This window comes from Vibrio azureus (assembly GCF_002849855.1).
In the GTDB taxonomy this organism is placed as follows: domain Bacteria; phylum Pseudomonadota; class Gammaproteobacteria; order Enterobacterales; family Vibrionaceae; genus Vibrio; species Vibrio azureus.
Window position 1 is genome coordinate 1,735,366 of record NZ_CP018616.1, and the last position, 15,855, is coordinate 1,751,220.

Below are 15,855 nucleotides of genomic sequence, written 5' to 3' on the forward strand. Positions count from 1 at the left end.
TCATCGCTGTGGCAAATCAATGTCTTTGAACATTTCTTCAATTTCGGCATTAGACTTTAACGAAATAGCTTGCTCGACAACAGGACGAGTTAAATGCGGTGCGAAGCGTTCCATAAAATCATACATGTATGACCGTAAGAAAGTGCCACGACGAAAGCCAATGCTCGTGGTACTTGAGCCGAATAGATGACTGGCATCAATGGCCACTAAATCATCATCTTGCTCTTGGTCAACAGCCATAGTCGCAATAACACCGACACCAATTCCCATCCGAACATAAGTTTTAATCACATCAGCATCCGTTGCAGTAAAGACAACACGAGGTGTCAAACCTTCACGATTAAATGCTGTATCCAACTCTGATCGCCCGGTAAAACCAAACACATAAGTTACGAGGGAGTAAGCCGCAAGATCATGCAGTGTGACCTGCGATTTTCTCGCCAATGGGTGATCTTTCGTAACAACAATGGAGCGATTCCAATGATAACAAGGAAGCATCACAGCATCTTGGTATAAATGCAGCGCTTCTGTCGCTATAGCAAAATTGGCCGTACCTTTTGCAATTGCTTCCGACATCTGTGATGGGGTCCCCTGATGCATGTGCAGAGAAACTTTTGGATAACGCGCAGTAAAACCCTTGATCACACTTGGCAAGGCATAACGAGCTTGTGTATGAGTCGTGGAAATATTCAACGTGCCCATCTCTGGATGCGTGTGCTCACCTGCGACGGCCTTAATACTTTCTACACGTCCCAAAATCTCCTGAGATATGCGAATGATCTCCTCACCAGCTTGGGTCACATGTGTTAAGTGTTTACCACTTCTTTCGAATATTTGGATACCCAGTTCATCTTCTAACAACCGCACTTGTTTACTAATACCCGGCTGTGAAGTGTATAGGCTCTCAGCAGTGGCAGAGACATTTAGGTTGTGGTTAACGACCTCAACAATGTATTTCAGTTGTTGCAGTTTCATCATCATCCCTTATTGATTTATTCAAGTATGGGCATTGCAGGGCCTGAACAACTCACACCATGAATCCATACCTTAGTGACCGCTAACTAAGTGACGTAAAGTGGTTGAATTCAACTCAGAGACATCACTTTGAATCAAGCATCTTGGATATAATAATTAGTTATATCGCTTTCACATTGAAATGAACAGTAATTTCGGTTTTTGATTTTATTGCATAACCAACGTATTGCCCATTAAATCAAGAGTATGCTCTTTATCATCATGATGAAAAACTGACTAAAAATACTATCAATGCTTCACTCTGATTTGAGACCACAACAGATACATGGGTATAATACCGATGATAATGTAGTAAAATAATCAATAAATAGAGTGCCGAGCAGGCTAAGATTCATGTATTCTTAGTCGCTAGTCACAAACGAGTATCGAAGTAGACACAAATATGAATATCGGTTTAATCATTGCTTTAGTCGCCATACTGCTGGTTTTAATTCTTGGCTATAACATTATGTTACAATACAAAGTTAAGGTTGAAACTGCCAAGAGGCAAGAATCAGCTCGTTATGTGACGTTAATAGACAGTACCGAAGAACTGATCGGCCATGCTCATCATATCCCTTTTAGCAAAGCGCTATTGCTCTGTCTTAATAACCGTATCCTTGATGCTCTAGAAAACATGGTTGAGCTTGATCCCAAGAATAAACAGCTGACACAACGTCTTGAGCATGTGAAACAACAAATTGCTCAGCTAAAACAGAACTCAAATGGTGAAGAAAGTACCTCATTCAAAATGCCTAGTAGCGATAAACAAGCCATTGTTATGCTGAAACTTGTTAAACGCTTACGCGAAACCATTCGTAACGAACACAACAAGGGACGTTTTGACACACAAAGTTATGTCAACGAAAATGCTCGCTTGGAAACCATTCAAATTCGTATCAACATTGAAAACGTGATCAAACGTGCCAATGACTCAATCGCTCGCGGTCAAACAGGCACAGCACTGCAGCTGTTACGTAAAGGGATTGATGCCCTCAGCACCAAAAGCGATGCCTATTCAATTAAAGCTAAGCAAAAATTGCAAGGTATGCTGGATGAGTTAGACCAAAAGCGTCAAGATAAAAACGATCAAGAGATGCAACAGATGGCTAACAAAGAGCGAGACAGTGATATGGATGCCCTCTTTGGTGAAAAGAAAAAATGGTGATTTAAAGATACCCGGGCTGCCTTGGCAGCCTGTTTCTGTTAATTTTTTTATGAACTTTTCCTTCAAATATTTTATTTATAAACGAAGATAAACATGATTAACCTCGACAGCTATCAGGCACTCCTAGCCCCAATCAATCAATTTTTACAATGTCAAACCCCTGATGAATGGGTAGAGGAAGCCAAAAAGCCTGACAATCTTCCGACGATTTTATTGGATCATTTACTGTGTGAGTTAAAAGCGGGACAATCTGCGATGTTTTTAATTCGCAAATACGCGGTTGATCAAGCAAGTTCTCATGCGCTGTTAGACTGGTTCAAGCCTTACGAAGATTTTGCCTATCGTAAAACAGGATCTTTAGAAACTCTTAAAGGTAAGAGCAATATCTCTAAAGCGATCATGGCTAAATCGGACTCTCCCTATAGCCAAGATCTGATCGATAAGATGGTGCTCCTGATCAAAGAAGAGCTACACCATTTTTACCAAGTTCTCGAGATTATGGACAGTCGTGGTATTCCGTATGACAACATCCCAGCAAGTCGTTACGCAAAAGGCTTGATCTCTCATATGAAAACCCACGAGCCCGAAACATTGATCGATAAACTCATCATCGGTGCGTATATAGAAGCTCGTTCGTGTGAGCGATTCGCAAAACTCGCTCCACATATGGATGATGATATTGCTAAGTTCTATGTATCATTACTTCGTTCAGAAGCAAGACATTATCAAGATTACCTCGTGCTAGCTGAACAAATTGCCGGAAAAGATATCAGTGAGCGCATTGCTTACTTTGGCCAAATCGAGGCAGAGTTGATCTTAACACCTGATGAAGACTTTAAATTTCATAGCGGTATACCAGTAACTAAGGCCAGTTAAACGGTCGATCATCAGCTTACTATTCGTGTATCAACTCAACCTTCGAGCACCAACTAAGCATTCAAGTATCTTTTAACCATTCAAGCTATCAGTCAACCGTTCGACCTGTGTATTGCAGTGAACGGTTGTCTATGGTTTCAAAGAAGAGGCTTTCGGTTCAAAAAAGATGTTTTATACCCAAGTGACCTCAAGATGCTTGATTCAGATCGAGTGACCTTAACTCTCAGGTGACTCTGCCCTCCTTCTAAGTCAACTGCTATTGTCCGTAATGGAAATACACCACCATGTCGACATCTTCGCCAAGAGAGTCCGCATTAAGTAAAAAGTGGAGATATCCCTCTTTTAAAGCTGGGATCTGTAAATACTCATTGCTATCAGTATTTTGTGACGCCCAGTAATATTGCTCTGTAGTGGGCCAAACATCGAAGCTTGCATATAAATTCAGGTCCTTTCCAGGCTCTACTCGACTCTCATTCATTACCCATACCCGTATTTCCTTGACGCCTTCGGGAACATAAATAGCCGCATATCGACGCTGATGTACCTTTAATGTTGTCATCTGTGTAGGTTCTAGTACAACGGGGGTTAAATCGTCTTGTTGTGGATGAGTTTCTTTACCTGACTCCTGCTCTTCCTCCGCCTCTATAGGAGGGCTGGAGTCCGAAGGAGAGGTTTCAGTATTTAAAGTCTCAAGCCACTGCGAGAATTCCTCATTTAATTGCTCACCAAGCTGCTGGGTGTGTTCTGCCCAGCTTGAAAACTCTCCTGCGCGCGAATAGGTCAGTAATGATTCGATTTCTTGTGGATGCTTCTCAAACATAAAACGAACGGCTAAATATCCCCATCGATATATTCGGTTAGCATCATCTTCATAGGTTGTGGCAAACACATCAGAAAGCGACCATTTTTGAGTCTGGATAGAGGATATCGCCGCTTGGTAATCTTGTTTATAGTGCATATATTCCGCAAAACCCTCCAACCACCAAACAATATGACCATAAGCTAAATTATCGTGAAAAGATCCGTACTGATTAAAGCGTGCATCTAAATAATGGACATATTCATGTTCTAAGTTCAGTATTGCCAACGCTTGCTCGTTCTCATACCGATACGCAACAAAACGAGCCACATTATCAACCTGACTGGGATCGCCCTCTAAATACTGACCTCCATTGTTGGTTGTGTTATTAAATAAAAATGATGAGTAATAACCGTAGTCTTTTTTATTGGCAAACACATCGACTTCAACATGCTTATTGTTATCCTCCTCTACTGGCTGAAAGCCTGTCTTTGTCAATTGATGAAAGTCATTTTCTTTATCGGCCAAGCGCTGACAGGCTTCCAGTGTTTGCTCTAAAGTCAAATCCTGTGAACGGATTCTGGCTGAACCTTGGCATTCATAATAATTAGGCAATATTCGTATTTGTATTTGTTGCTTTGCTAAACCTAGATCAAGGCCATTGAGCCCTTCAGGCATATAAAAGTTCAGCATTTCTACCGCTGCTAACCAAAGCCTTTCATGCTCACTACCCAATGGATAACGCTGCATGACATTTTGCATTTCATCCAATGCTGCTTGTCGTGTTGAAGAATAAGGGCTGGCCAACAAGCGACCCGTCTCTCGTATAGCGTTATAAACTAAAAAATCGACTTCTGTTCCTAATGCCCACTCATTATTTCGGGCAAAGTCTGAAAGCACGCGAATGTGCTGATTATGTGTCGACATGTACGTATAAAATTCATCATAAGTACTGTGACCAGCCATGGCGCGAAATAAATTATTGACCCCTTCTACCCATTGCGGCTGCTTCGCCATGTCAGTATTGAAGTGTTCAAGCGTACGCATCATAGAATCCATAGTGAGAGGCAGTTGCTTTACGTTATCGACCATAAGTGTCAGGCTATTCATCGCTTCAACCTGCTCTTGACCTAGTTGTAAAGCATACGGATTTTCAAGAAACTGATTGGTTACTTGGGCAAAACGCTGACTAAGCGCTTCAGAAAAAGCCGGAGCCTTGGCGTTATAACGAACATAATAGGCAGCTCGAACAAATTCCCCTAACCGCTCTAATCTTGAAGCTTGTTCAATCTTGCCCTGATATTGAGAAATTTCATGTTTTAAAGCCACCTGTATTTTGTCTAAGCTGGCTTCACTATAAATATCTTCTAATACCTCATCAGGTGCACTAAACCAAGATTGGTAACACTCCTGCCCTGCAACAGCAACTTGCTCGGGTAAATCTTCTGCGAGCCTTAAGGCAGCAATATTACAAGGCTGATTTGCAAATGCAGTTGAAATAAACATGATAAGAAAAAAAACAAGATTCAAAACCAAAAAGGCAATATAACGGGAAAAAAGCATAACATCCTCACTAATTCCATAGTTTTTATGACGTTATACCTATCGTGCCTCAAGATAAACCTAGTTTGATGTCGTTCATGATTTCGCTTCAAAACTATCCCATATTAAAAATATGGTTACTCAATAACAAAAAGAAAATAAGGTTGATGTCTTTTAACTCAATCACATTTTTAGTCAGACAAACTAACTTGATTATGCATAGAAATGCATAAAAGGATCACACTTTGATAACAAATCCAGTCACTAACACTTCTGTCATCCATAGTTAATTGGCAAAACACATACATCAATAATCAAACGACTCACTTCCGAAATGATGGATAACATAAATAGCCATGACATCAGGCTGGATAGTCACTACGAGGTGAGAACGTTGACATAACAAAATTAATTTAAATACAGACAGACGGTAATTCATATGTTAACGAAATCAATCAGCTGGCTACTGGCCTTAAGTCTCATTGCCTTTACCAGCATCGCGGACACCTATGTTTATTTAACCAATAACTCGGATCAGCCATTAACTCTCCAAGTCGCACATGACGGGACCGACAGGCTCAAATACGGTGAGCAATGGCAACAATACGAGGAAAAAATCGGACCTTGGGAAACGAAAAAAGTGTTAGGTTTCAATCGTTGGGTCGGAGTGAAATCCAACCAAACCTATCGTTTTCACACCGTAATCTCAAACTCGCGCGGTGAAAGTACCACTCTAAGGCAGGTCATGCGAGGCTATTGGTACAATTCAGCAATTGAGTTTGGTGTGAGCGCAGCAGATGTCGAATCCTCACTGAAAAGCGACAGAGAAATTCATCGTTCTGAAACGCAATCATTTGGTGATCTTGCCACTGAATTGGCTTTTAAATCCTCTTCAACCGTGATGTACGACGACTTGCATTACACCATTACGCCTGCATACCCGACAGATCCAGTCGACAATAACGAGCAACATTTAAAAGTATTGAGTTACAACATCTGGGCCTTGCCTGCCATAGCCGCTGACATAAGCCAACGCCTCGAAATCATTCCAGAATATGTCCATGGTTACGACGTGATCGCTTTTCAGGAAGTCTTTGCATCGGGTAGACAGGCATTTTTACAAACCTTAGCGCGTGAATACCCTTATCAGACTGAAATACTCAGTAATGGCAGCTATAACATCCATGATGGTGGCGTCGTGATAGTTAGCCGCCACCCGATCGTTAATGAGGCACAGTTTGTTTTTCCTGAATGTAGCGGCAGTGATTGTTTCGCTGACAAAGGGGTTGTCTACGCTGAAGTCATCAAAGATGGTCTGGCTTATCATGTTTTCGCTACCCATACTGCCTCTCACGACACAGACCAAGCCCGTCATAACCGTCAGTTACAGTTCAAACATATCCGTGCACTGGCGACATCGCTAGAGATTCCAAGCTATGAACCGGTCATTTACAGTGGCGACTTCAATGTGAATAAACGTAAATTCCCTGATGACTACCAACAAATGTTAGCTAATTTGAATGCAGCAGAACCACAATATTCAGGTTATATCGATTCCACTTTCGACCCGAGGATTAATAGCTATGCAGGACAAGCACTCACCGGTAGCGAAAATGTCGAATATTTAGACTATGTTTTCGTCAGTAATGAATATGGGCAGCGCTCATATAACAATAATCGTGTTGATGTCCCTCGAACAACCGATCAAAGACTCTGGCAACAATACAATTTATCCGACCACTTTCCTGTCAGTGCAGAGATAAGACCATGAAACGATTCCTATATCTCGGTGGTTTCACTGTTGTCGTTGGTCTCATCCTTCTGCATAACCAGCCCAAAGCCATCGAGGAAAATAGACAAGCTAGGTCCGCATTACAATTTTCTGCAACACAGCAGGTAGAGCAATCACAGCCTGAAAGCACAGTAAAACCTGGTAAGAAGGTGGCCACTTATCAGACAAAAACTGAAATGAACGCCTCTGATACACACTCTCCTCGCGGTCTTGTTGAGCAGCTTGGTAACAGTTCTGGTCGAAGCTTGATTGTGGCAATCAAACTTTTTTGGCAAACATGTCAAACAAATTATGATTGTATTCAGCAATTAGAAGGCCTAAAAAGTCATTTATCTTCAGAGCGCTGGGCATTATTAGCGAATTACTTCGAGACCAATCAAACTTGGCAACAGCAATTGAGCAACTTAGTCTTTAATCAGCACCAGTCCCTTTCATCGCGTGTTTTAGAGCTTAAACGTAAAGCAAATGAAGTATGGGGAAACTCGGCTAACATTCTTTTTGCTGATGAATTCGTACTGTACGATTTCAGTTTACAAGCAGAGAAACTTAGGGACGTAAGTGCACAAAACTACCTACCAATGTTTAACCACTTAATGCAAACCTGGAAGAATGAAGAACATATTCTAGGTCTCAACACGCCACAAGCGAAATATGAAAAAGCCATATCCTTAATCTCATCACAGGTCAGTCCCAATGAGCGAAAAAGTCTTATTCAATCGCTACAAAATCGGTATTTGAACAAAACGCAAATATCACAAATCAAACAACGTCAGCAACAAGTATTTGAGCAACAGAAAGAAATCGATGAATATCAATCTCGGTTAGAGGAATTTAAACACCAGCTAGAGCAAGAGTATAGAGCTCAGCCTTACTCAGAAAAACAAAATTGGGAGGTATATTATCAACAAAGAATAGAGGACTTCCGGCGTCGCTTTTTCGAGATATAAACCTATCACAATATACCCAAGTAACCTCAATGAGTACCGTTGCCTTATACTCATTGAGGTCAACTTAGCCCCAACAAAAGCAATAGATTGATTAATATAATCTTTGCATCCTCCCTATTCCATATAACAAAACTATAAACCGCACGATAAATTGTAATATTTACAATAATTTCGTATATTTGCATTTAATATTGCTATTATTTACACAAATGGGACAACTTAAGTCACTTTGTTAATACAATGCCCAAGCAATTACGCTCAATCACCTTAGTTGCCTAACTCCAGGTAGCATTTTGTTTTTGATTGAGTATTAATAAGAAAAGGAAAATAAAATGAAATTAAAAGCCGCTTCAATTGCACTTCTTCTTGGCTCAAGCATCACGTTATCCGGTTGTAGCAACCCTATCGAGTGGGTTGAAGGGTTTCTTGCTGAAAAGGTAGACCAAATGTTCGAAATGGAAGGCTACCCGATGGCTAATGATATGAAGTGTAAACTCTCACCAAAAGGGCAAGGTAAATATAAAACTTTCGTTGATTGTTCTGGATCAACTGCAGATGGACGTGTTGCAACTTTTGCAGGCGGCAAGCTGAAACACGCAGATAAGAAAGGCAATGAAGCTCTCTACGTTGGTAAAATCAGCGGTAAAAAAGTACTGGTTAGCCACGGTGATGGCTTAGAGCACTAAGCACTTTCTACCCAAGTACTCTGAGGTGACTCCATTACTTTGAGAGAAACAGTCACCTTGAGAGAACCAGTTACCTTGTGAGGACCAGTCATCTTGAGAAACTGGTTACCTCAAGAAAAGTAAGCATCTTGAGGTTACTTGGGTGTATACCCAAGTGACTTCAAGATACTTGGGTATATTTCCTATATTCAGCCTTTTCTATCATAAGTAAATGAACGTTAAAACAGTCAAAAAGACATATCTTATTACCATTCGTTTAATGTTAAATTTTTTATTTAAGCTAGAAATTGACCAGAAAACCACATTTCCAGATAAATAAATCACTCAGTAATACATTTTTTATTTGTAGTACATATCAAATAAACTAATTGATAAAAGTAAATATTATTGAAATGGACACAAAAAATCAGAACAAAAAACAAACAATTATATAAATTTTTCTGAAATTTGACTTTAAACTCATGATATTAAATGGATTAATATTTCAAGAGCTTACCACCCTATATAAAATCAGTCGGTTTTACATCAATAGATTATCAATATTAGTATGATTAATAATTAATTGCACAAATATGAACATAATCAACTAGCAGAGCCATCAATATTCATTAAGCAAATCAAGTTTTAGCTAAGAGTAATGTTCCGTAATTAATTATCCGTTAATTTCATCTACTAAAAACGAGAAAATAATCATGGGAAATTTTAAAATAACTATCTTAAGTGCATTATCTATAAGCATGATCTCTTACCCTGCTCTTTCTGCAATAAACGAATCTTATGATGTATTATCATTGGAACTGTCCGCCGACCATAATGAAGGTAATGGTGTGCCGATGCCTTTTTTTGCCAATGGCAGAATGCAATCTAAGTTAAATATTTCTGCTTCTTTTGGTGACCAATATGGTTCTCCTGTCAATGTAAGTACTGATGAGCTAAAGGCATCCATATCTTTCTATTTAAAAGGCGATGGTAGACTTTTAACTCAGGATAGAGACTGTACATTCGGCATCAATTGCTGGGGTTTTACATATACACCAAATGAGTACGCACACCAAATGGGGGCATCCTCTGGCTACGGTAGAACATTACCACATTCACGAATCGGTTCACCGAACACAACAAAGCTCACTGCTTGGGTCTACACAAATGAAATTGCTCAGTTTAGACAAGTATGTGCACAAATAAAATTTGACGGTGGCAAAGTATACGACAGCTGCCAACACCCACAAAATGAATCCGCGATTTATCAATCGGTTGAACCAAAAGTATACAATATCACTGAGTTTGCAGACATTGGAATGGGTGAAGAAGTTTGGAAAGAAACTAATTATGATGACTTCTATTTTTACCCTGCGGTAATACGAAACTTCTATATCACCCCAATGGACACTTCTGTCAAACTGGTCAATGTTTCAGTGGACAATGATGATGAAGCTCAACGAGACCAATTGTTCCTAAATGATACTTGGCTGGGTTGTCTCCCCCCTTGTGATGATGCATTCCGCTCTGTAAAAGGCTATATCTTTAAGCCAGGCTCTGAACGTACAGTGTCCGATCAATATGTTTTCAACAGCGCTGCGGGTGAAGGAAGAACCGCAACTTGGCGAGTAAACCAAAAGTTGCGCTCACTAACGATAAGCCAGTTGTTGTATTCAAACATCAGTTCAAATACTGAGGAGAAACAACAAGAATACCGATTCACTGCTTTCGACCAATACGGTAATAAAGCACCACTTAAAATTGTTTATCCTTTGAGTTCTCATAACGGTGGCGGTCAGAAATGGGATTACACCAAGTGGTTCCTAGCTGCTCAATAAACCTATTTTTATCCTCGTAGCCTCAACATGCTGTATTCAGAATACTCTGTATTAAGTCATTCGGTTATGTTTTAGGTTTTAAATCAAAGATTGCATTATTTTAATAGAGCCACTAATTCCCTATTACTAGCAAATTAGAATCAACAAGGTTTAATTGCTTATTTGACTCTTAGAAGACAAGTCATAGTAGAAAAATCGGTGGCCTATTTATACCCAAGTAACCTCAAGATGATGTGTTTAGATAGGCGACCTTTGCGAGCGTCTTACTTGGGTATATTCCGTTAAATATGCATTCATCTAGCAAGATTCATCAATAAGCAAATTCAGCTTATGCGCTTACTTTTTCTCTAAAGGACATAATATGTCAAATTGGATATCAAATGCATTTAACTTCGATACCTTTTGCTCTGGTGGTGTCGATCAAAGAACAAGAAGTTTCTCCTATCAAATATCCTTTGGTTCATTGGTTGGTAACTGGCTTAAAGGCCCTAACCTAGATATTTCACTGCTGTTTTCACCTTTCTCCAATGAGAATTTAGGTTTTGGTAAAGGCTGGAGATTAAACTTACCAAGATACGATATAACCAATAAACAACTTTATTTAGCCAATGGCCAATCATATCGTGCTGAGCACTCCGCGAATAATAAAATCGTCCTTCGCTACAAGAAGCTAAATGACTTCTCTGTCTCTGTAGAGTCCAACGGTTATTTAATCACTTATAAAAACGGCCGACAGGATCGCTTCAACCAATATGGAAACTTGGTAAAAATTACTCAGAGCGATGGCCATGCGTTGCATTTTTATTGGTTAAGTTCAGGCCAAAATCAATATTTAAGTAAGATCTGGGATGATAGGACATCAAGAAACACGCCTCTTCTTCATATTGATTACGTCAGTGCAGGTCGTGTTAACGTTTTTACCAATGTTGATAGTACGCACGCGGCTTATTTTAGTCTGATCATCAATAATGGAAAATTAGTTCAGTATAACTTAGCCGATAGAAATGGCTCTTTTGGCTTTGGTTATGAGCAACTTGGATTGCATAACGTTATTTCCCGGGTGACTCATCCATGTGGAATGGAAGAGCGGTTGACTCATGACAGTCGTGGTATAAAAGTCACCAATACAACCTACTTGCCAGCGGTCACCTTACATCGTGTGATCACGCGCAATTCTCCTATCATTTCGACCAATTACGGGCCAATAGGAACCGATACTCGCAACTTTATGGGCTTCGGTGTCGCTGGGGGCCAATTGAGTGAGGGGCTGGATAACTTGCTCGAACGTGGTTACGAATATACCTATCGCGTGCAAAAGACAGAGAATGATGGCACTCGAACGATACAAACCTATAATCAATTTCACCTATTAGTGGAAGAAGCTAGGATTGTTAACAACAAAGTCGTTTATCAAAGAACGCTCAGCTACCCTGCTCAAAACAACCTTTCTTTTTCTGCACAACCCGCTCAATACGCACTCATTCATACTGAAACAAATAGGTGGCAAGATGGCGCAGACAGCCACAGTCAGCAAAGAGTTTGGGAATACGATACTTTTGGTAACTTACTCTCTTTTTCTGATGAAAATAATATCAAAGAAAGTTACGAGTATTATTCTGCGAGTGGCGAAATAGGCTGTCCCGCTTCGCCGTCAGGTATACCTCATTTTCTAAAAAGCAGACGTTTACAAAGTCGCTCAGAAACCAAAACCATCAGTTATGAATACATGACATTTAATGGCTGGAACAATCACAAGGTTGTCTTACTGAGTGCAGAACTTTCCCCTTCTCGTTATCAGACAAACTACGATTACCATGATAATCACACTACCTCTCACTCATTGGGTCGTGTTAAATCCATCAAGCATAACCTCTTTGATGCAACGGGAACCTATATCAGAACCTCAACTTATGACTATGCCTTAGAGCGAGACACTCTGGCCGAACACGAACAACTCATTAATCATGACGGAACTCAAACTCACTTAACGCTTGCACACTTCTTAGATATTGGTCTGTTGGCTTATCAAGTTGATTCCGATGGTGTTCGTTGCTCATACACTTACGATGCTCTACGTCGTAATACACAAGAAACCCTTGATGATAAGCTTTCGCGTTCTTATCAGTACTCTTTCGACAGCGCTAGAGCACGTCAGATCATGGTGTTAACTGACTGTAATGGCAATATCAGCGAACAAAGTTGGGATGGCCAAGGCAGAGAACTTGAAGCGAAATTAGGCACTAATACGGTTTGGACTAAACAATACGATAACCTAGGTCGTCTGTTAAGTAAGACCAGCTTCGACCAACTGCCAGATAAAAATCGCAGATTAATGACGGTAGCCCAAACAGAGACTTATGAATATGACCAATGGAACCAAGTCGAAGCGATTTTATTGCCTAATGGCAAACGTCGAGTTGAATCGAATAATCTCGCCACACAACAAAAAATTCAGGGCATAGAAGGGCTAGAACTTTCAATTAGCCACCTGAATAGCTGGGGGCTTGTAGAAAAAAAACAACAAGGTGAACATACTTGGGTTAACCAATATGATGACTGGGGCCGCCTAGAAACAGAAACCAACCCACTTAATCAGTCTAAACACTATCAATATGACCGATTTGATCGTGCCACTAAGATCACTCAGACCGATGGTTCCATACACGATATTACTTATGCACCTCATACTGATCAGACTCAAGTCATTGAGCTGAAGATCGATAATAAGGTGATCGGAAAACGTGATATTGATGGTTTAGGTCGCGCACAAAACCTCTACCGAGGATCAAGCTCAACCCCGTCTTTGGAGTGGACTTACAATGATAGCAGTAACCTCCCCGCGACAGAACGCAGTCTAGCTGGTCCTGTGAGGGAGTTTACTCGAGATACCAAACTTGGCGTTCTGGGAGCAAAAGAATCTGGAAGTGATATTACCCTTTATGAACACGATCCAAATACGGGATTACCGACTGGAAGTCGCGATAGCAAGGGCAATAAAACAACGCTCAGTTACACCACAACCGGTTTGCCAGAATTTGAAAATAACAATGGTCAAATTCGCCAATATCATTACTCCTATGGTGGGGTTATCACGGCGGTGACAAGCGATAACGAAAACCGCCAATTTAGCTACGACTCTTTGGGTCGACTGGTTCAAATAAGCACCCCTGACAACAAAATTGAGTTTGAATATGATGAGTTTGCTCGAGTAAACCTCGAACGACTCGTGACGAACAATGCTACCCAGATTACCGAGATCGAGTGGGATGCAAGAAACCATGAAGTTCATCGTGCTGTTGCATTAAATGATGTGTACATCTTTGAACAAACGCAAGACTATGACTCTCTCGGGCTCCTTCGATCGCGTAAAAAAGCGTGTTCCGAATTTGGCGATCTGACTGAAACCTATCACTATGATGCGCAGGCACAGTTGAAAAAAGTTGAGTTTTCGGGTAACGCCCCACTGAGTGACTGGTCACAACCGATTAAATCGCTAGAGTGGACATATGACTCGCTTGGCAACATGCTTACGCAACATTGTATTGCAGTCAATGGCAATGACTTTGCTCAATACTACTATGAGTCAGAAGACCCGAGTCAGCTTACTCGAATTACCCATACTCACCCACAATTGCAACGTGAAATCACGCTTCGCTATGACCTAAATGGCAACATGCTTAGGGACGCAGAAGGTCGAGAGCTTAGCTACGATAACTTCGACAAGCTGAACAGTGTCACCGCAGATCAAGTCCAATGGCACTATCGATATGACAGTAATGATCGCTTAATAGAGCAAAGATCCGATACTAAAAGCCGCCACTTCGAATATTTATGGGGTGATATTTCAGCAATACAAGAAGATGGCCAAATAACACAATATATCTCCCATGAAGGTGCGCCAAAATGGTCACAGCAAGGTGAGAACACATCATTATTAGCCACTGATCAAAATGGTTCTGTGATTGCCTCCAATCAATCTGATGGAACCCATACCATGTACCGTTACTCTCCATTTGGTCAACGTGAACAAGCAGGAAAGACATATGAATAATAAAGATTCTGTATTCATCAAACCTCTCAATCGACGCGAGTTTTTGATTAAAATTGGTCAAACTACAGCCGTGGCTGGCGGTGTCTCCCTGCTGCCGACTTCAGTGCGTTTAGCCATGGCTCAATCCATGACTAGCCTAAACACACAACTCGGTTTTAATGGAGAATGGCTCGATCCAATCCTAAATGGTTACCACTTAGGTCAAGGGTATCGCGTCTATCAGCCAAGTCTTATGCGCTTTAATGCCCCAGATAGCCTAGCGCCGTTTGGTGAAGGTGTTCATAACGCTTATGCCTATTGCCACAATGATCCGATCAATTTCACCGATCCCAGTGGACACCTCGACATCAAAAAAATAATATTTGGTGTGTTCGGTGTGATTACAGGCATTATTGGCATTGCCCTAGCGGCCCCATCAGGTGGTTCAAGTATGCTGCTGGCTGCTGGTATCATTAGCGGTGTTGCCGGGATAGCAGGTAGCTCACTTCAAATCGCTTCGGGTGCCATTGATGATGGCAAGATATCACGTCAACTCGATATGGCTACCGTAGCATTTGATGTCCTTGGTGTGATCAGTAGCGGTTACTCTGCTTACAAATCGATACAGAATATACGCTGGGTTCGGGCTGGCGGGGCGCTTGAAGATGTCACACAGCCAGGTCTTGCTAGCCAACTCATTAAAAAGCTAAAGCCTTCTAACGAGTACAACCTACAATGGGCTCAAAAGACCAATCCAGCCATGCGACTTGGGCGTAGCGAAGGGAATGTTATTGCAACTAAAATCACTCAAGGTGGTAAAACGTTAACCTATACCCCGCCTCCCATACATGGGGGATATACCAAAATCTTATTAGGTCAAGTAAAAGTCGGGCCGAGAGGCTTTACTATTTACAAGAGCATTACCACTGCACAGTCGATCGCTGGCCTTATCTCAAAAACTGTGTCTACCATTCCTGGAAGGTTTGCAAATAAAGCCGCGATTACCGTTGCAGGTGATACAGCGGAAGCAGTGACTGAAGGACGAAATATAAACCCTATTGCGATGAAAACCCAAATGGCGTCATTGGAGGAAACTCGTCAAAGAATAAAACTCTGTCAAGAAGCCCAGCAAAGAGTAAGGCAACTGCCTCTGTCTTAAAGTCATGGAAGGTGCATAGTTAAAA

Annotated in this window: 10 protein-coding genes; 8 read left to right on the forward strand and 2 right to left on the reverse strand. The window is 41.0% G+C overall.

All coding sequences use genetic code 11. The features are described 5' to 3' along the window. Positions 1-975: an HTH-type transcriptional regulator CysB gene (gene cysB, locus BS333_RS07920; RefSeq protein WP_021709501.1), complete on the reverse strand. Its 975-nt coding sequence runs from the start codon at positions 973-975 to the stop codon at positions 1-3. Between the two features lie 442 nt (positions 976-1,417). On the opposite strand from cysB, the gene BS333_RS07925 reads away from it, so the two are divergent. Beyond that, positions 1,418-2,182 (forward strand): hypothetical protein, encoded by a 765-nt coding sequence (locus BS333_RS07925; protein ID WP_021709502.1) that lies wholly within the window; start codon positions 1,418-1,420, stop codon positions 2,180-2,182. Between the two features lie 93 nt (positions 2,183-2,275). Continuing rightward, positions 2,276-3,058, forward strand: coding sequence for a tRNA isopentenyl-2-thiomethyl-A-37 hydroxylase MiaE (gene miaE / locus BS333_RS07930; protein WP_021709503.1), 783 nt, complete (start codon positions 2,276-2,278; stop codon positions 3,056-3,058). 256 nt (positions 3,059-3,314) lie between these two features. Here miaE and BS333_RS07935 read toward each other — a convergent pair whose 3' ends face one another. Continuing rightward, on the reverse strand, positions 3,315-5,420 hold the full coding sequence (locus tag BS333_RS07935; RefSeq protein WP_021709504.1) for a collagenase: 2,106 nt from the start codon (positions 5,418-5,420) through the stop codon (positions 3,315-3,317). Between the two features lie 418 nt (positions 5,421-5,838). Between BS333_RS07935 and BS333_RS07940 the strand changes: the two genes are divergently transcribed. The 6 genes from BS333_RS07940 (at position 5,839) to BS333_RS07965 (ending at position 15,830) form a co-directional block, all read left to right on the forward strand. Beyond that, entirely contained in the window at positions 5,839-7,170 is a 1,332-nt protein-coding gene (locus BS333_RS07940) for a sphingomyelin phosphodiesterase (protein ID WP_021709505.1), read from the forward strand. Beyond that, positions 7,167-8,138 (forward strand): hypothetical protein, encoded by a 972-nt coding sequence (locus BS333_RS07945; protein WP_021709506.1) that lies wholly within the window; start codon positions 7,167-7,169, stop codon positions 8,136-8,138. The genes BS333_RS07940 and BS333_RS07945 overlap by 4 nt, the downstream gene beginning before the upstream one ends. Positions 8,139-8,470: 332 nt before the next feature. Beyond that, positions 8,471-8,824: a hypothetical protein gene (locus BS333_RS07950; RefSeq protein ID WP_021709507.1), complete on the forward strand. Its 354-nt coding sequence runs from the start codon at positions 8,471-8,473 to the stop codon at positions 8,822-8,824. A gap of 692 nt (positions 8,825-9,516) precedes the next feature. Then, positions 9,517-10,641, forward strand: coding sequence for a hypothetical protein (locus BS333_RS07955; RefSeq protein ID WP_021709508.1), 1,125 nt, complete (start codon positions 9,517-9,519; stop codon positions 10,639-10,641). Positions 10,642-11,002: 361 nt separating this feature from the next. Beyond that, positions 11,003-14,692, forward strand: coding sequence for an RHS repeat domain-containing protein (locus BS333_RS07960; RefSeq protein ID WP_021709509.1), 3,690 nt, complete (start codon positions 11,003-11,005; stop codon positions 14,690-14,692). Further along, complete coding sequence (locus BS333_RS07965; protein ID WP_021709510.1) at positions 14,685-15,830, forward strand: RHS repeat-associated core domain-containing protein; 1,146 nt, start codon at positions 14,685-14,687, stop codon at positions 15,828-15,830. The genes BS333_RS07960 and BS333_RS07965 overlap by 8 nt, the downstream gene beginning before the upstream one ends. Positions 15,831-15,855 lie beyond the last annotated feature (25 nt).